The following is a 17,853-nucleotide window of genomic DNA, read 5'->3' as shown; positions in this document are numbered from 1 at the left end:
GGCTACGGTACGTAGGAATCCATATTGTTCTTGGTGAGATAGAAGGCATTCACCATCACGCGCCGCCTGGGCGGCAATTTGTTGTTGATCGCGGCGACGGCCATCTCGACGGCCTGGTAACCGATGGCATGCGCCGCCTGCACGATCAACCCGGCCACGGCGCCGCTTTGCAGGCCGTCGAGCAGCTGGTCGGTGACGTCGAAACCGATGTAGGCCACCTGCCCGGCGATGTGCTGTTCGCGCAGCGCCGACAGCACGCCCATGCTGCTGACCTCATTCGGCGCGAACACCCCCTGGAACTGGCCCCGGTGCGATGCCATCGCGGCCGAGGCCCTGGCGTAGGCTTCGCCAAACACGCCGCCGACATAGCCGCCCTCGATCACCTGCAAGCCTTTGCGCGTTGCCGCTTCAACGAATCCGCTCTCGCGCTGGTCGGTGGTCTGCCAGCCGCGCCGCATGCGCATCAGCAGCACCGCGCCTTTGCCATTCAGGTTCCTGGCCATCGCCTCGCCGGCCAGCTGGCCGGCCTTGTAGTTGTCCGTGCCGACGCTGCCGGCAGCCTTCTGCTCGCCCAGGCTGCGATCGACGTAGATCACCGGGATGCCGCCCTTCGCCATCGCCAGCACTTCGCGGCCGATCTCGGACGAACCGGGAGAAATCACCACCGCCTTGCAGCCGCGCTGCCTGATCATTTCCAGCACAGTACTCTGGATGGAAGCCAGGTTTTCCTCATGCGGTCCGCGAAAATAGACTTCGTATCCAAGCACCTTGCCCGCTTCGGCGGCGCCGCTGTGGACGCCGCGCCAGAAGCTGTCGCCGCCGCCGCTGGGTATAAAGCCGATGCATTTTTCAGCATGCGCATCCATCGCGGCTAGCAACAAGCAAGCCATATACAGCAAGGAGAAGAATGTTTTTATCATCCCCCATCCTGATGCGTTGCCGGCCAGGTGTCAACCGTGCCGGCCAGCGCGGCCAGCAACTGATTGAAGTCCACCGGCTTGGTCAGGTGCTGGTCGAAGCCCGCAGCGCTTGCGCGTTCGCGATCTGCCGGCGTGCCCCAGCCGGTCAGCGCGATGATACTGGCGCCAGCCATGCCGTCGATTTTTCGCAACGCCAGCGCCGCTTCGTAGCCGCTGATGTCGGGCAGGCCAATGTCGAGCAACACCACCTGCGGCAAGTGCGCCGCCGCACTATTCAACGCAGCTGCGCCGCTGTGCGCCACCTGCACCTGGTAGCCACTGAATTCCAGCAGCGCGCCCAGGGTGTCGGCGGCGTCGATATTGTCGTCCACCACCAGCACCCGCAGGCCCGTCGTGGCCGTGGCAAACGCCGGCGCTTCCGCCTGGGCAGTTGGCGATAGCTCGGCGGCCGGCTGCGGCAGCCGGACAGTGAAGCGGCTGCCCCGGTCTATGCCGGCACTATCCGCCCCCACACGGCCCCCATGTAGGTGCACCACCTGCTGCACCAGGTTCAGGCCAACGCCCAAGCCGCCCTGCGCCATCGGCTCGGCGGCCGCCACCTGCGCATACATATCGAACACCGACGCCAGCATGTGCGGCGCGATGCCGATGCCATTGTCTTCCACAATCAGTATCACCTCGCCGTCCTGCACATATGCCGACAGGTCGATGCGGCCACCGGCCGGCGTGTACTTGGCGGCGTTGTTCAGCAGGTTGCTCAGCACCTGGGCGATGCGGTGACGATCCACGTCCAGCCATAGCGGCTGTTCCGGCAGATGCAGCGACAACCGATGTCCGCCCGCTTGCACCAGCGGCATGCTGATTTCCACCGCGTCGCCGACCACATCGGCCAGCACCACGCGCTCGCGCCGCAAGGTCACCTTGCCCTCGGCCAGCCGCGCGATATCCAGCAAATCGTCGACCAGATGCACCATGTGATCGACCTGGCGCAGCATCATGCCTTGCAGGTCGTCGGCAGCCTTGCCCGCCGGCCGCACCGCCATCAACTCCAAGCCCGCGCGGATCGGCGCCAGCGGATTGCGCAGCTCGTGCGCCAGCGTGAACAGGAAGTCACTCTGGCGACGGTTCTTCTCCGTCAGTTCGTCGGCAAGCCGCTGCAACTCCAGCTCCGCGCGCTTGTGCGTGCTGATATCCAGGCTGATGCCGTCGAAGCGCGTCGGCCGGCACTGGTCATCCACGTCGCACCAGCCGACTGCGCGCAACCAGCGCAGGGGATCGCCATCGCTACCGGCGGCGATGCGGAATTCCACGTCCAGCGGACTGCCCTCGCTCAGCGAGCGCGCGATGCCGGCGGCCAGCCGGCCGCGATCCGCTTCATCCACCACCGCCAGCAAGTCCGCTACCGATGCGCTCTGGCGCGCCGGCATGCCGAGGTGCGCCGCCATCTGCTGGTTGATGCGCAGCGCATCGAAAGGCGCGTCGGCATGCCAGACGCCGATATCGCCGGCGCCGGCCACCCGTTCGAAGCGTTCCTGCAGCTCCTTGCGCGCATGGATTTCAATCACGGTTCCGACAAAGCCGGCAGGCTTGCCGTCGTCACCGATGCGCGGCATGCCGGCGTCGATGCACCAGCGGTAGCTGCCGTCGTGGCGGCGCAGGCGGAAGTCCGCCGAATACGGCAAGCCGGCCGCGCACGCGGCCGCAAAGCTTTCGGTGACGCGCGCCAGATCGTCGGGATGGACGTTATCCAGCCAACCGTGGCCCAGATCCTGCTCCGGCGTGCGGCCGGTGTAGTCGTACCAGCGCTGGCTCAGGTAAGTGGTCTCGCCATCGGCGTCGGTGGTCCACAGGATCACCGGCGACGCATCGATCAGCGCATGGAAGTAAGCCTCGCGCAACAGGGCGTCCTGCCGCTGCTGCTGGCGTTCGCGTGCCAGCGTCACCTGGCGCAGCACCCGCGCCAGCAGCTCGTTGGTGGAGAACGGCTTGACCAGATAATCGTCCGCGCCCGCTTGCAGACCTTCGATCTTGGCTTCCTCGCCGGCGCGCGCCGACAGCAGGATCACCGGCAGGTTGCGCAGCGACTCGGTGCCGCGAATGCGGGCGATCAGCCCGAAGCCGTCCAGCCGCGGCATCATCACATCGCTCAACAGCAGGTCGCACGGCTCGTGCAGCAGTCGCTCGAAAGCGGCCTCGCCATCCGCGCTGATGGTCACATCGGCATGCGGATCGAGCAGCGACTTGAGGTAGGCGCGCATGTCGTTGTTATCGTCGGCGATCAGGATGCGCGGACGGCGCATCGCAGGCGCCGCCGGTTCGCCTTGGGTCTGGCGGATTGCCGGCCGGTGCTCCTCTTCGTCCGGCAGCCAGCGCAGCGCCTCCTCCACGAACGCGGCGCCGGTGCGCGGCGCCGCGCTGCTGGCCAGCGCCGGGTCGGCATCGGCAGCAGCCACGCGGTCCGCCTGCAAATGCGCATTGCCGAACGGAATATCGACATCGAAGCGCGTGCCCTCGCCCACCACGCTGTGCACCGCGATCTGGCCGCCGTGCAGGCGCACCAGTTCCTGAATCAGCGCAAGGCCGATGCCGCTGCCTTCGTAAGTCCGGCCCGGCGCGCCTTCGATACGGTGGAAACGTTCGAAAGTGCGCGGCAGTTCGTGCGCGGGAATGCCGCCGCCGGTATCGGCCACCGACAGTCGCGCCATGCCTTCGTGCTCGCGCAACGTCAGCGTCACGCTGCCGGCCAGCGTGAACTTGAAGGCGTTCGACAGCAGATTGAAGACGATCTTCTCCCACATATCGCGGTCGATGTACACCGGCTGCGGCAATGGCGGCAAATCCAGCGTGTAGGTCAGGCCGCCCTTGGCCATGGCCGATTCGAACACGCCCGCCAGATCCACGGTGAGCCGCGCCAGGTCCACCGGCTGGTAGCTGGCCTGCACGCGGCCGGCCTCGATGCGCGAAAAGTCCAGCAGCGAGTTGACCAGCTTGAGCAGGCGCAGCGCGTTGCGGTGCGTGGTTTCGATGCGGCGGCGCTGCTCGGGCGACAGGCCCTCGTTGGCCAATGCATCGTCCAGCGGACCGAGGATCAGCGTCAGCGGCGTGCGGAATTCGTGCGAAACATTCGAGAAGAACGCGGTTTTGGCGCGGTCGATGCGCGCCAGCTCTTCGACGCGGCGCTGCTCCTGTTCATAGGCGGTGACATTGCCGACGGCGGTGTTGAAGGCGGCGCTCAGCAAGGCGTAGAAGTTGCGGTACTCGTCATCGACGGCGCGCCGCGCGCTGACGCCCGCGACGACAAAACCGAACATTTCCTGTTGCCCCGGCAAACTGACCGGCAGCACCAGCGCCGCATCCGGCGCTTCTTCATACGGGCCGCAGGGCATGCCGCCGAAGCGCGCCGCCAGGCCATTGACCTGCAAAGGCTTGCCGCTGGCCGCCACCTGGGCGAACGGCCAGCATGCATCGTCCGGCGCGGCCTGCAGCGGCGCCAGCGCGCAGCCGGCCGGGATGCCGGCGCTGCCGCGCAGATGCAGCTGGCCGCTGCCTTCGTCGCGCTGGTAGAACAGCAGGAATGGCACATCCAGCGACAGCTGCTCGTATTGCAGCGCCAGGTCGCGGCCAATATCGTCCACGGTGCGGGCGTCGGCGATGCCGGTACTCAGGTCGCGCAGGCTTTGCGAACGGCGTGCATTCAGCACCTGCGCGGTGGTTTCGGTGATCGGGTGGAAGATGCCGCCTACCTGGCCCGATTCATCGCGGATCGGCGAAAAGGAAAACGTCATGAACGCTTCCTCCAGATAGCCGTCACGGTCCAGGAACATGCGCTGGTCGCGGATGTAGGTGCCCTCGCCCTGCTGCGCGCGGTCGAACTTGTCGCCCACCACCGGCAGTGCCGTGGCCCAGCACACCTTGAACGGCTCGCCCATCGATTGCGGATGCTTGCCGCCGCAGATCGGGCGGTAGGCGTCGTTGTAGATCTGGATGTATTCCGGGCCCCACGCCACCAGGATCGGGAAGGTCGAGGACAGGCACAGGCTGACCGTGGTGCGCAGGCTTTGCGGCCATGCGCTCATCGGTCCGAGCGGCGTGAGCGACCAGTCGATGGTCGCGATCAGCGCCGCCATGTCGCCGCCGCCGGCCAGCCAGTTGATATCGGTGTTGATGTTCAGCGGCTTTGGCGATTGCATAGACGGCAAAAATAGGAGTAAGTGGGTATTTTACGCGACAATGCGGCGGGGCCGCGTTCTTGCTGGTCTACTCGATCGGTGCGAAACGCGGCACGCGCTTACCGTCCACCTCAATCTCTTCGAAGAACACCGCGCGCGGCCGGCACCAGATGCTGCCATTGGCGGCGCGGTAGACGATCAGCGGCGTCAGGTCGGCCTCCATGGTTGCCTCGCACACCAGTTCATATTCGCCGCCTTTGTAGTGCCTGAATCGCATATTGTCCCTCCTTTGCTAAAAACCGCCATTTTAGGGCACGATGGTGACGAACAGGTAGACCGCGAAAATCGTCAGCAGTATCGTGCCCTGCATGATGGTGGTGCGGCCGCCGGTGAGCGACAGCGAGGTGACGATCAGCGACAGAATCAGCAGCACGGTGGACTTGATGTCGATGCCCAGCGTCAGCGTCCAGCCGTTCAGCAGCGCGACGATGGCCACGCAGGGTATCGTCAGGCCGATGCTGGCGAGCGCGGAGCCGAGCGCCAGGTTCAAGCTGGTTTGCAGGCGGTTGGCGCGCGCGGCCTGGTATGCCGCGATCCCTTCCGGCAGCAGCACCACCGCCGCGATGATGATGCCGACCAGCGCTTTCGGCGCGCCGAAACTCAGCACCGCCGCCTCCAGCGAGGGTGACAGCGACTTGGCCAGCAATACCACGCATCCCAGGCAGGCAAGCAGCAGCGCGCCGCTGATCCACGCCATGCGGGTGGGCGTTTCCGGGCCATGGTCTTCCGCCGCGCCGTCGGCTGGCTGCTGCGGCAGGAAGTACTCGCGGTGGCGCACGGTCTGCACCAGCACGAAGGTGCCGTACAGGACCAGCGAGACCACCGCGATGAAAATCAGCTGGCTGGTGTTGTAGGACGGGCCGGGCGTGGTGGTGGTGTAGTTCGGCAGAACCATGGTCAGCACGGAGATGGCGGCCAGCGTCGCCAGCGCGGCCGAGACGCCGGTGGCGGTGAAGCTTTGTTCGCCGTGCCGTCCGCCGCCGGCCAGCAGACACAGGCCGACCATGCCGTTCAGGATCAGCATGACGGCGGCGTAAACGGTATCGCGCGCCAGGCCGGTGGTTTCGGCGCCGCCGGCAACCATCAGCGAGACGATCAGCGCGACTTCAATCGAGGTGACGGCCACTGCCAGCACCAGCGTGCCGAATGGTTCGCCGATTTTATGCGCGACGACTTCGGCGTGGAACACTGCGGCCAGCACGCCGGCGAACAGGCATGCGGCCAGCACAAGCAACAGCAGCACGCCGGGCGGGCCGTCGCCGCCGATCAGCGATTTGGCCAATAACGCAAGCCATCCGGCGACAGGCGCGGCGATGGTCCATGCGGGCAAGGATGTCTGGATTTTCATGGGCGGTCCTGGCTGAAGAGTAGCCCGGACAATAACATGTCTGGAAGGGGGATAACGGGTTAGGCGTGCCTCAGCTGCGTCGTCGGCTCCAGGTCCTGTCGTTCTACCACTGGCGCGCGGGGCGCTCGGCAATCGAACTACTGGGTAGGCGTGCTTGACCTCTGCGGCCTGTCGCCGTAAAAGCACGCGGCACCCGCACAACCCGCACACCGCTGCGGCCAGGGTCAGACCCCGTACGGGGTCTGACCCTTTCGTTTGGGGGTACTTTTCAGGCTAGCCGGGATGAGTACCGGCTGTTTTTCCGCTGTACCCCGTTTAAACCGCCGCGCTGTCGTTCTACCACTGGCGCGCGGGGCGCTCGGCAATCGGATTACGGGATAGGCGTGCTTCACCTTGGCAGTATGCCGCCGTAAAAGCACGCGGCACCCGCGTACCCCGCACACCGCTACGGCCAGGGTGCTTTTCAGGCTAGCCCCTCCCCGTTCAAACCACCGCGCCGTCGGTTTCTTCTTTTTCCTTGACCGGCTTGATCAGGTCTTCGCGTTTTACGCCCAGCCACATCGCCACCGCGGCGGCGACGAACACCGACGAGTAAATGCCGAAGCAGATGCCGATGGTCAGCGCCATGGCGAAGTAGTGCAGCGTCGGCCCGCCCAGGAACAGCATCGACAGCACCATCATCTGCGTGCAGCCGTGGGTGATGATGGTGCGCGAGATGGTAGAGGTGATCGCGTTGTCGATCACCTCCTGCACCGACGCCTTGCGCTGCTTGCGGAAGTTTTCGCGGATACGGTCGAAGATCACCACCGATTCATTCACCGAATAGCCCAGCACCGCCAGGATGCCAGCCAGTACCGTCAACGAAAACTCCCAGTGAAAGAAGGCGAAGAAGCCGAGGATAATCACCACGTCATGCAGGTTGGCGATAATCGCCGCCACCGCGAACTTCCATTCGAAGCGCACGGCCAGGTAGATCATCACGCCGATCACCACCATCACCAGCGCGTTCAGGCCATTCTGCGCCAGCTCGTCGCCGACCTGCGGGCCAACGAATTCCACCTTCTGCAGCGATACCAGTTCGGCGCCGGCATTGTCAGAGCAGGCCCGTTTGACCACATGCTCGCCCTTGGCGGTCACGCTGTCGATCTGCTTCATCGTGCCATTTTCGGCCTTGCACAGCGCGTCGTACACCAGCGCCGAGGCATCCTTGGCGCTGACGTTTTTCACCACCGGCAGACGCAGCATCACATCATGCGCGGTGCCGAAACCGGTGGCTTCGGGCTGCTCGTAGCCAATGGTTTCCAGCGTATGGCGGATGCGCTCCAGATTCGCCGGTTGCTGGTATTTCAGCTCCATCACCGTACCGCCGGTGAACTCCACCGAATAATTCAGCCCGCGATGCAGCAGGAAGAACACGGCCGCGACGAAGGTCAACGCCGAGATGACATTGAACACCAGCGCGTGGTGCATGAACGGTATGTCTTTTTTAATGCGAAAAAATTCCATGTCGATGTCCCCTGATTATTTCTGGCCCGGCACCCAGACGGTGCCGATGGCGATGGATTGCAGCTTCTTCTTGCGGCCATACCACAGGTTGACCACACCACGCGACACAAACACGGCGGAGAACATCGACGTCAGAATGCCTAGCGTATGCACCAGCGCAAAGCCGCGAATCGGGCCGGAGCCGAACGCCCACAACGCGATGCCGACGATCAGCGTGGTGACGTTGGAGTCGATGATGGTGGCCCAGGCGCGGTCGAAGCCGGCGGCAATCGCCTGCTGCGGCGAGGCGCCGGACCGCAGCTCTTCGCGGATACGCTCGTTAATCAGCACGTTGGAGTCGATCGCCATGCCCAGCGCCAGCGCAATCGCCGCCATGCCCGGCAAAGTCAGCGTCACCTGCATGCGCGACAGCACGGCGACCAGCAACAGCAGGTTGCAGGCCAATGCGATCACGCTGAAGGCGCCGAACATCATGTAGTAGACGACCATGAACAGCGCAATCGCGGCGAAGCCGTACAGGGTCGAATGCACACCCTTGCTGATATTCTCCGCGCCCAGCGCCGGGCCGATGGTGCGTTCCTCAATCACGTCCATCGGCGCGGCCAGCGCGCCGGAGCGCAGCAGCAGCGCCAGTTCGGCCGAGTTCTCCGCATTGCCCATGCCGGTGATGTTGAAGCGGTTGCGCAGTTCTTCCTGGATCATCGGCGCCGACAGCAGTTCGGGCTTGCCGGCGCGCTCGTACAGCACGATCGCCAGGCGCTTGCCGACATGGCTGCTGGTGGCTTCCAGCATGCGCCGTCCGCCATCGCTGTTCAATTCGACGCTGACCGCCGGCTGCTGGTTGGAATCCATACTGGCGACGGCGCTGGTGATGTCGTCGCCGCTCAGCACCACGTCCTTCGACACCACCAGCGGCGCGCCGCGGCCCGCCGTCAGCAGCTCCGAATTGAACGGAATCGCCGACGACAGCTCGGCGCCCGGCGTGATGGAGTCGTCCACCAGGCGGATTTCCAGCGTCGCGGTGCGGCCGATCACGGCGCGCGCACGCGCCACGTCCTGCACGCCCGGCAGCTGCACCACGATGCGGTCCGCGCCCTGCTGCTGGATCACCGGCTCCGCCACGCCCAGCTCATTCACGCGCTTGGACAAGGTGGAGATATTCTGTTTGACGCCGTCCTCGATGGCCTGCTTCAGCGCTTCCGGCTTCAGGCTCACTGACGTTTTCAGCTCGCCGCCCTCGCCGCTGTCGACGAACAGCAGGTCGCCGATCTGGCCTTTCAGCACATCCTTGGCCTTCTGGCGCGTGGCGTCGTCGCGGAACCGGATATCGATGACGTTGTCGTTGCGTTCAATGCCGGCGTGGCGCACGCCCTTGTCGCGCAGGATGGCGCGCGTCGCGGCCTGCATGCCTTGCACGCGCTTGTTGACCACCGCCCTGGTGTCGACCTGCATCAGGAAATGCACGCCGCCGCGCAAATCGAGGCCGAGGTACATCGGCAGCGCGTGCAGGCTTTGCATCCATTGCGGCGTGTCGGCCTGCAGGTTCAGCGCCACCAGGTAGCTCGGGTCGGCGGCATCGGCGTTCAGGCCCTTCTCCAGCACCGACTTGGCCTTGAACTGGATGTCCGGCGTGGCGAAGCGCGCGCGCACCGAGGCGTAGGCGCCGGCGCCGTCGTAGCTGACGCCATCGGTGGCGATGCCCTCCCTGGCCAGCACTTCCGCCACCCTGGCGGTCATCTCCGGCGCCATCTTGACTGTCGACTTGCCACTCGTGACCTGCACCGCCGGCGATTCGCCAAAGTAGTTCGGCACGGCGTACAGCGCACCGAGCAGAATGGCGACGGCAATCAGGATGTATTTCCAGACTGGGTATCGATTCATAAATCCCACTAGTTGAGGTTGTTGATAGGGTGCGCTGGAGATGGGATTGTTGTTTCAATAAGCAAGGCCATGCAAAAAAATATTTCCAAAATGCACACGCGCGCGATTGCGGCTGAAGCCGGTAAAAAGCAATAGCCGTCGGGTAAGATGTAATTCCACGCCAGATAACGATGAAAAGTCATGCGCAGCAGCGAATCGCCCTCCGCCGAAGCAGCCGTCACCGCCATGCGGCTGGGCGCCCTCATCGGTTCGCCGCTGCCGGTTGGCGACTTCCTGGAGATCGCCCAGCAACTGGCGCGTAAAGTTTCTCATCTGCATCACACAGGCCTGATCCATGGCGCGCTCAATCCGGCCAATGTGGCGTGGAGCGCCCCCATGCGGCAGGTGCGGCTGAGCGACGCCGCCTCCGCGCCGGAGATGCTGGACCCGGCCTATATGTCGCCCGAGCAGACCGGCCGTACCGGCCGCTCGCCCGATGCGCGCGCCGACCTGTACTCGCTTGGTGCGATCTTCCATGCGCTGCTGACCGGAGCACCGCCCTTCCCCGGCGCCGATCCGCTTGAACTGGTGCACGCGCACCTGGCGCGCCAGCCGCACCCGGCGGCGACGGTGAACCCGCAGGTGCCGGCCATCCTGTCCGACTTGGTGCTCAAGCTGCTGGAGAAAGAGCCCGAGCAGCGCTACCAGAGCGCCGACGCCCTGGCCGCCGACCTGCAGGAGATCGGCACGCAATGGCGCCGCGGCAGCCAGGTGCCGCGGTTTGCGCTCGGCGCGTGCGACACCACGCGCGCGCCGCTGATTACCGACCATCTGTACGGCCGCCGTCGCGAAAGCGACGTGCTGCTGGACGCCTTCCAGCGCGTCCGCGCCGGCGGGCGCGAGCTGGTGCTGGTCACCGGCGATCCCGGCATCGGCAAGACCGCGCTGGTGGCGCAGCTGGACAAGCCGGTGGCCGCCTGCCGTGGCTATTTCGTCTCCGGCAAATTCGACCAGTTGCAGCGCAGCGTGCCGTATGCCGGCTTGGTGCATGCTTTCCGCAGCCTGGTACACCAGTTGCTGACCGAGCCGGACACCACGCTGGCCGTATGGCGCCAGCGCATCCAGGCGGCGGTCGCGCCGAACGGCCAGATCCTGGTCAACGTCATCCCCGAAATCGAAGCCATACTCGGCCCGCAACCGCCGGCGGCCGAACTGGAAGCCACCGAATCGAAGAACCGCTTCGGCCAGGTGGTCACCTCCTTCCTCCGCGTGTTCGCCCGGCCTGAACATCCGTTCGTGCTGTTCCTCGACGACCTGCAATGGGCCGACGCCGGCTCGCTGGCGCTGATCAGGCAATGGCTGGGCGACGGCAAGGCCGGCCATCTGCTGATCGTCGGCGCCTATCGCGACAGCACGGCGGGCCAGGCGCACGCCCGGGCGCTGAGCGCCGAGCTGCCCGGCAGCGTTCCGCAGATCCACCTGCATCCGCTTGACGTCGACGATGTGGCGGCGTTGCTGGCCGACGCGCTTGACCAGGACGCCGGCCGTTGCGCCGCGCTGGCCGCTCTGCTGACCAAAAAAACCGCCGGCAATCCCTTCTTCATCCGCCGCCTGGTGCGCCAGCTGCACGCGCAGGGCCTGCTGCGCTACGTGCCCGAATCCAAGGCCTGGCACTGGGACATGGACGAGATCCAGCGCGCTCCGGTCAGCGACAACGTGCTGGCGCTGATGGTGCAGACCATCGACCGCCTGCCGAAGGCGACCCAGGCGCTGCTGCAAGCCGGCGCCTGCATCGGCCACCAGTTCGCGCTGGACACGCTGGCCGACGTCACCGGCCGCAGCAGCGCCGCCGCGCTGAGCGAACTGTGGCCGGCGCTGGAAGACGGCCTGCTGGTGCCGCTGCGCGACGCCTACCAGGGCGCGCGCCCGGCCGCCGCCCTCGGCCACGAATTCACCCAGCAACCGGTCACCATGCGCTTCGTCCACGACCGCGTGCAGCAGGCCGCGTATTCGCTGCTGCCGCCCGCCAGCCGCCAGGCCCTGCACCTTGCCATCGGCCGCCAGCGCCTGCGCCAGGCCAACGGCAGCCTGGCGGAACAGTTGTTCGACATCGTCGACCAGTTCAACCTGGGCGCCGAGCTGATCACCGATCCGGCCGAACGCCTGGCGCTGGCCGAACGCAACCTGGCGGCGGGATGCAAGGCCAAGGACTCGGCCGCCTATGACGCCGGCTACGCCTACCTGATGCACGGCCAGCAGCAACTGCCGCCCGACGCGTGGCAGACGCAGCCGGCGCTCAGCTACGCCCTGCACCGCGAACTGGCCGAATGCGCCTACCTGACCGGGCAGCATGCGGCTGCCGATTTGTTCGTGGACGCCGCGCTGGACCACGCGCCGTCGCGCATCGCCAGGGCCGACCTGTACAGCCTGCGCGTGCTGGCCGCCACCGTGGCCGGCGACTGGGCCGCGGCGCTGCGCTGGGGCCGCGAGGGCCTGGCCGTGTTCGGCCACGAGTGGCCGCTCGACACGCTGGCCGACGCCAACCAGGCCGAAGCCGCGGCGGTGATGCGCAACGTCGGCGGCCAGGCCATCGCCGACCTGGTGCACCAGCCCGAGGTCGAAGACGACGACACGCGCGCCGTGATGCGCCTGCTGTCGCTGCTGGGGCCGCCGGCCTATTTCAGCGGTTCGGCGGTGCTGACCTTCCTGGTCACGCGCAGCACCAACCTGTCGCTGCTGCACGGCCCCTCCGGTTATTCGGCCTACGCCTACGTGTTCTACGGCGCGCTGCACAACGCCCTCACCGGGCAGTACGACGTCGGCTACGAATTCGGCAAGCTGGCGCTGGCGATGGCGCGCCGCTTCGGCAACCGCGCCGAGGAAAGCCGCACGCTCGAAGTGTTCGGCCTGGTGGTGCACGCCTGGCGCGCGCCGCTGCGCGACAGCCTGCCGATCATGGAGGAAGGCCACCGCGCCGGCGTCGAATCGGGCGAACTGGCGTATGCCGCCTTCAATCTGTGCGGCCTGCTGATCAACGGTTTGCCGGCCGGCGTGCCGCTGGCCGAACTGCTGGCCGACGCCGACCTTGCCATCGACTTCGCCAACCGCTTCCGCAACCGCACCGGCGCCGAGATCTCGCTGCCGTTCCGCCAGCTGGCGCGCACCCTGATGGGCCGGACCCGCAGCGCCACCAGCTTCGACGACGACGATTTCGAACAGGCCCGCTTCGAGCGCGACGCCGGCGGCAACCAGACCGCCATGGGCCAGTTCTGGGTGGCGCGCCTGCAGGCGGCCTACCTGCTGGACGATATGCCGGCCGCGCGCCGCGCCGTCGACGAAGGCGCTACGTTCATCGCGGCCGGCATTCTCGGCATGGTGACCTCGGCCGAGCACAGCTTCTATGGCGCGCTGACCTTGCTGCGCACGCAGCAGGCGCCGCCGGACGCGCTGGCGCCGCACCTGGCGCAGCTGGCAACCTGGGCCCGCTACTGCCCGGAGAATTTTCAGCACAAGCTGCAGATGGTCGAAGCCGAAATGGCGCGCCTCAGCGACGCGCCCTGGCAGGCCATCGAGCTGTTCGGCGCCGCCATCGACGGCGCCCGGCAACAGGGCTTCATCCAGGACGCCGCGCTGGCCAACGAGCTGGCGGCGCGCCTGCTGCTGGAACGAAACCAGCCGCGCCTGGCCGCCGTCTACCTGAACGGGGCGCTGGACGGCTACCGCGCCTGGGGCGCGACGGCCAAGCTGAACGCCTTGCAGCACGGCTATGCGCAACGCATCGCCATTGCGCGCGACGACGCCACGCGGCCAGGCGCGGCGCACGCGCATGACGCGCTCGGCCTGATCAAGGCGGCCCAGGCCATCGCGGCGGAAACGCTGCCGGCGCAGTTGTTCCGCCGCATCCTGCAAATCGTGGTGGAAGTGGCCGGCGCCCAGCGCGGGATTCTGCTGCTGGGCGAAGGACAGACGCTGAGGGTGCGCGCGCGCATCGCGGTGGACGACGCCACCACCATCGCGCTGGAAGATACCGCGCTGGCCGACTGCACCATGCTGCCCGGCTCCATCGCCCGCTACGTGGCGCGCCTGAAGCAGCCGCTGGTGCTGGAAGACGCCGCCGTCGACGGCCCGTTTGCCGCCGACGCCGCCGTGCGCCAGCGGCGCCTGCGCTCGGTGCTGTGCGTGCCGCTGAAACGCCACGAACAGGTGATCGGCCTGCTGTACCTGGAGAACAACGCCATGGCGCGCGCCTTCACCGCGCAGCGCGTGGACGTGGTGCAGGCGCTGGCCGCGCAGGCGGCGATCTCGCTTGAAAACAGCCTGTGGCTGATGGAGCGCCGGCGCGCGGAAGAAGCCGCGCGCTTCCTGGCTGGCGCCGGCGCGGCGCTGGCCGAATCGCTGGACTATGCCGAGACGCTGGTGCGCGTGGTGCAGCTGGCGGTGCCGGCGTTTGCCGACTGGTGCTTCCTCGACCTGGTCAGCGGCGAGCACGCCGTCCAGCGCGCGCAGCTGGCGTTTGCCGACCCGGCGCAGGCCGAACTGGCCGCCGCGCTGCGCCAGTATTCGATCGGCGCCGGCGATCCGCATCGGCGCCGCCTGACCGAGACCCTGCATCAGAGCGAAGCGTTGCTGTGGCCGCACATCAGCGACCAGCAGCTGCGCAGCCTGGCCAGCGACGACGCCCATTTCCGGCTGATCCAGGCAATCGGCGCGCGCGCCCTGATCGCGGTGCCGCTGGTGGCGCGCGAACGCACATTGGGCGTGCTGACCTTTATCGTCGCCCAGTCCGGCCGCGGCTACGACGGCGAAGACCTGGCGGTGGCGCGCAAGCTGGCCGACCGCTGCGCCCTGGGCATGGACAACGCGAAGCTGTACAAGGAGGCGCGGGAAGCGATCCAGGTGCGCGACGATTTCCTGGCCGTCGCCTCGCACGAGCTGCGCACGCCGCTGATGCCGCTGCAACTGCAAATCCACCTGATCGAACGGCGCCTGCCAACGCTGTTTGCCAATCCGGACAGCGCGGCCTGGCTGGCGAAAAGCCTGGCGATGCTGCAACGCCAGGGCAAGCGGCTGGAGCGGCTGGTCAACGAACTGCTGGACATCGCCCGCATCACCGGCGGCCAGCTGCAGCTGGAACGCACGCAGGTCGACCTGTGCGAAGTGCTGGCGGATGTGCTGGAGCGCCTGCAGGAAAGCGGCGAAAGCACGCCGGCCGGCTCGGCGCTGACCATCCACTGCGACGCCCCGGTGGTCGGCAACTGGGACCGGCTGCGCATCGAACAGGTGTTCCACAACCTGCTGTCGAACGCCTTCAAATACGGCAACGGCAAGCCGATCGCCGTCGATGTCCGCAGCGACGCGACGCAGGCCGTGATACAGGTGATCGACCAGGGCATGGGCATCGAGGCCGAGCATCTGGAGCGCATCTTCGGCCGCTTCGAGCGGGCGGTCTCGGTGCGCAACTTCGGCGGCCTGGGCCTGGGCTTGTACATCGTCAGCGAGATCCTGCGCAACATGGGCGGCGCCATTCACGTCAGTTCCTCCTTTGGTGAAGGCTCGACCTTCACCGTGATGCTGCCGCTGGACGGCGGCGGCGCGCTGCCATGAAGACCATCCTCATCGTCGACGACGACGCCGACATCCGCGCCGTGCTGAGCGAGTTCCTCGAAGCCGAAGGCTACGGCACCGCCACCGCAGAGAACGGCCGGGACGCGCTGGCCTACCTGCACCGCCACCCGCGCACCGCGCTGGTCCTGCTCGACCTGATGATGCCGGTCATGAACGGCTACCAGTTCATCGCCGCCCGCCAGCAGGATGCGGCGGTCGCCGCCATCCCGGTGGTGGTCATGACGGCGCGCGGCGCGGTCGGCGCCGGTCTCGGCGGCGTGACCAGGGTGCTGCCCAAGCCGATGGACCTGGACGATCTGCTGGCCACACTGCAAGCCGCTTAGTCCGCCGCCTGCGGCATCCCGCCAGATGCTTTACAATCGATAGCGAATTATTTCTAGAGAGACACGAATGACAGTAACAGCACAGCCGCATTATTCCGCCGAAGAGAAGCGCAAACGCGTCTTCGCCATCATCAGCGCCTCCTCCGGCAACCTGGTTGAATGGTTTGACTTCTACGTCTACTCCTTCGCCTCCATCTACTTCGCCAGCCAGTTCTTCCCCAGCGGTAACTCCACAGCAGAATTCCTCAAATCGGCCGCCGTGTTCGCGGTGGGCTTCCTGATGCGCCCTATCGGCGGCTGGATGTTCGGCCGCATCGCCGACCGCGTCGGCCGCAAGAAATCGATGGTGGTATCGGTGCTGATGATGTGCGGCGGCTCGCTTGCCATCGCCGTGCTGCCGACCTACGCCAGCATCGGCGTCGCCGCGCCCATCCTGCTGCTGATCATCCGCATGTTCCAGGGCCTGTCGGTCGGCGGCGAGTACGGCACCACCGCCACCTACATGAGCGAGGTCGCGCTGCGCGGCCAGCGCGGCTTCTTCTCGTCGTTCCAGTACGTGACGTTGATCGGCGGCCAGTTGCTGGCGGTGCTGACGGTAGTGATCCTGGAGCAGTTCCTGACCGAGCCTGAACTGAAGGCCTGGGGCTGGCGCGTGCCGTTCGTGGTGGGTGCGGTGGCCGCGCTGGTGTCGCTGATGCTGCGCCGCACGCTGCACGAAACCAGCAAGGCCGAGGACTTGAACAAGAAGGAAGCCGGCACGCTGGCCGGCATCTTCAAGTACCACCGCGCCGCCTTCCTCACCGTGCTGGGTTATACCGCCGGCGGTTCGCTGATCTTCTACACCTTCACCACCTACATGCAGAAGTACCTGGTCAACACCTCCGGCATGGCGCCGAAAACGGCCAGCGTGGTGATGACCGGCGCGCTGTTCCTGTACATGTGCATGCAGCCGGTATTCGGCATGCTGGCCGACCGCATCGGCCGCCGCCATTCGATGATGCTGTTCGGCGGCCTGGGCACGCTGGCCACGTATCCGATCCTGGAAATCCTGCGCGGCAACAGCAACAGCTTCTTCGCCTTCGCGCTGATCACCCTGGCGCTGGCCATCGTCAGCCTGTACACCTCGATCAGCGGCCTGGTGAAGGCCGAGATGTTCCCGCCGGAAGTGCGGGCACTGGGCGTGGGCTTGTCGTATGCGATCGCCAACGCCATCTTCGGCGGCTCGGCCGAGTTTGTCGGCCTGTCGTTCAAGAACGCCGGCCATGAGGACTGGTTCTTCATCTACGTCACCATCATGATGGTGATCGCCTTCCTGGTCAGCATGCGCCTGCCGAAGACGCCGTCCTACCTGCATACCGACCACTGAGCGCTAGTCGGCCTCGAACAGGGTTTCGAAGGCCGCCGCAAACGCCTGCGCCGCATTGGCCAGGCGCGGCGCGCCGACATCGAAGGTGCACTGTTCGAGCAGCGGCCGCGGCGCCAGGCCGGCCGCGGCCAATGCCAGCTCGGCGCGCAAGGCGCTGAGCATCCCGTCCAGCATCACTTCCTGCATATTCAGTTTGGCGTTGTCGGTAAGGCCGCCATCGAGCACGCTCGGGGCGAAAGCCATGGTCCGCGCGCCGTGGCGGATCGCCTCGTGCATGGCGACGCGGGTGGCTTGCCGCAGCCGGTCGCCATCCAGCGTGTCCGGATCGCCGAGTCCGATGACCAGCACCGCGCGCGGCGCCATGTCTTGCGGCGGCTGCGAGATCAGCAGCGTTTCCATCGCTTGACCAAGGAAGAAGCCATCAGCCCGCAGCCGGGTCAGATGGCCACCCAGCGCCTGGTCCAGCGCCAGCAGTCCGCCGGCGACCGGCGCGCCGCCCGCCTCGTGCTCGAACATGCAGGCGACACTCAGGTCGACTCCGGCATTGGCCGGGCCCCAGGCGGCGACGTCGAAGACAACACCGTCGGCGGAGCCGATCGGCAGGCGGTCGGGAATGGCGTTCATGGCAGCGTATCCTTGTAATGACAAAGCTCCGATGTTACCGCCCCGCCGCCCG

At 66.5% G+C, this 17,853-nt stretch carries 10 protein-coding genes; 3 read left to right on the top strand and 7 right to left on the bottom strand.

The window, feature by feature from the left end; genetic code table 11:
• Positions 1-2: 2 nt before the first annotated feature.
• The 6 genes from GJ698_RS01350 to secD form a co-directional block, all read right to left on the bottom strand.
• Positions 3-920 (bottom strand): substrate-binding domain-containing protein, encoded by a 918-nt coding sequence (locus GJ698_RS01350; RefSeq protein ID WP_154355786.1) that lies wholly within the window; start codon positions 918-920, stop codon positions 3-5.
• A complete protein-coding gene (locus tag GJ698_RS01345) occupies positions 917-5,110 on the bottom strand; it encodes an ATP-binding protein (RefSeq protein WP_208023751.1) in 4,194 nt (1,397 codons plus the stop codon). Before GJ698_RS01345 ends, GJ698_RS01350 begins: the two co-directional genes overlap by 4 nt.
• Before the next feature lie 67 nt (positions 5,111-5,177).
• Complete coding sequence (locus GJ698_RS01340) at positions 5,178-5,366, bottom strand: DUF1653 domain-containing protein (RefSeq protein WP_154355785.1); 189 nt, start codon at positions 5,364-5,366, stop codon at positions 5,178-5,180.
• A gap of 30 nt (positions 5,367-5,396) precedes the next feature.
• A complete protein-coding gene (locus GJ698_RS01335; RefSeq protein WP_154355784.1) occupies positions 5,397-6,497 on the bottom strand; it encodes a calcium:cation antiporter in 1,101 nt (366 codons plus the stop codon).
• A gap of 483 nt (positions 6,498-6,980) precedes the next feature.
• On the bottom strand, positions 6,981-8,003 hold the full coding sequence (gene secF / locus GJ698_RS01330) for a protein translocase subunit SecF (RefSeq protein WP_154355783.1): 1,023 nt from the start codon (positions 8,001-8,003) through the stop codon (positions 6,981-6,983).
• Positions 8,004-8,018: 15 nt separating this feature from the next.
• Entirely contained in the window at positions 8,019-9,884 is a 1,866-nt protein-coding gene (gene secD, locus GJ698_RS01325) for a protein translocase subunit SecD (protein ID WP_154355782.1), read from the bottom strand.
• A gap of 180 nt (positions 9,885-10,064) precedes the next feature.
• Between secD and GJ698_RS01320 the strand changes: the two genes are divergently transcribed.
• From GJ698_RS01320 to GJ698_RS01310, 3 genes are all read left to right on the top strand, one after another.
• Positions 10,065-15,467, top strand: coding sequence for an AAA family ATPase (locus GJ698_RS01320; RefSeq protein ID WP_154355781.1), 5,403 nt, complete (start codon positions 10,065-10,067; stop codon positions 15,465-15,467).
• On the top strand, positions 15,464-15,811 hold the full coding sequence (locus GJ698_RS01315) for a response regulator (RefSeq protein ID WP_154355780.1): 348 nt from the start codon (positions 15,464-15,466) through the stop codon (positions 15,809-15,811). Before GJ698_RS01320 ends, GJ698_RS01315 begins: the two co-directional genes overlap by 4 nt.
• A gap of 67 nt (positions 15,812-15,878) precedes the next feature.
• Complete coding sequence (locus GJ698_RS01310) at positions 15,879-17,177, top strand: MFS family transporter (RefSeq protein WP_154355779.1); 1,299 nt, start codon at positions 15,879-15,881, stop codon at positions 17,175-17,177.
• A 3-nt stretch (positions 17,178-17,180) separates the two neighbouring features.
• Here the strand turns inward: GJ698_RS01310 and GJ698_RS01305 are convergent, their stop codons facing one another.
• Positions 17,181-17,801 carry a M17 family peptidase N-terminal domain-containing protein gene (locus GJ698_RS01305; RefSeq protein ID WP_154355778.1) on the bottom strand — a complete coding sequence of 207 codons (621 nt, stop codon included), beginning with the start codon at positions 17,799-17,801 and terminating at the stop codon, positions 17,181-17,183.
• Positions 17,802-17,853 lie beyond the last annotated feature (52 nt).

Origin of the sequence: Duganella aquatilis, assembly GCF_009674565.1 — a bacterium.
GTDB lineage: Bacteria > Pseudomonadota > Gammaproteobacteria > Burkholderiales > Burkholderiaceae_D > Rugamonas > Rugamonas aquatilis.
This window is presented reverse-complemented; position numbering and strand designations above follow the sequence as displayed.

What these genes read in the sequence shown, in the direction of transcription:
- GJ698_RS01350 (WP_154355786.1), bottom strand. Translation starts at nt 920, where the DNA reads ATGATAAAAACATTCTTCTCCTTGCTGTATATGGCTTGCTTGTTGCTA.
- GJ698_RS01345 (WP_208023751.1), bottom strand. Translation starts at nt 5,110, where the DNA reads ATGCAATCGCCAAAGCCGCTGAACATCAACACCGATATCAACTGGCTG.
- GJ698_RS01340 (WP_154355785.1), bottom strand. Translation starts at nt 5,366, where the DNA reads ATGCGATTCAGGCACTACAAAGGCGGCGAATATGAACTGGTGTGCGAG.
- GJ698_RS01335 (WP_154355784.1), bottom strand. Translation starts at nt 6,497, where the DNA reads ATGAAAATCCAGACATCCTTGCCCGCATGGACCATCGCCGCGCCTGTC.
- secF (WP_154355783.1), bottom strand. Translation starts at nt 8,003, where the DNA reads ATGGAATTTTTTCGCATTAAAAAAGACATACCGTTCATGCACCACGCG.
- secD (WP_154355782.1), bottom strand. Translation starts at nt 9,884, where the DNA reads ATGAATCGATACCCAGTCTGGAAATACATCCTGATTGCCGTCGCCATT.
- GJ698_RS01320 (WP_154355781.1), top strand. Translation starts at nt 10,065, where the DNA reads ATGCGCAGCAGCGAATCGCCCTCCGCCGAAGCAGCCGTCACCGCCATG.
- GJ698_RS01315 (WP_154355780.1), top strand. Translation starts at nt 15,464, where the DNA reads ATGAAGACCATCCTCATCGTCGACGACGACGCCGACATCCGCGCCGTG.
- GJ698_RS01310 (WP_154355779.1), top strand. Translation starts at nt 15,879, where the DNA reads ATGACAGTAACAGCACAGCCGCATTATTCCGCCGAAGAGAAGCGCAAA.
- GJ698_RS01305 (WP_154355778.1), bottom strand. Translation starts at nt 17,801, where the DNA reads ATGAACGCCATTCCCGACCGCCTGCCGATCGGCTCCGCCGACGGTGTT.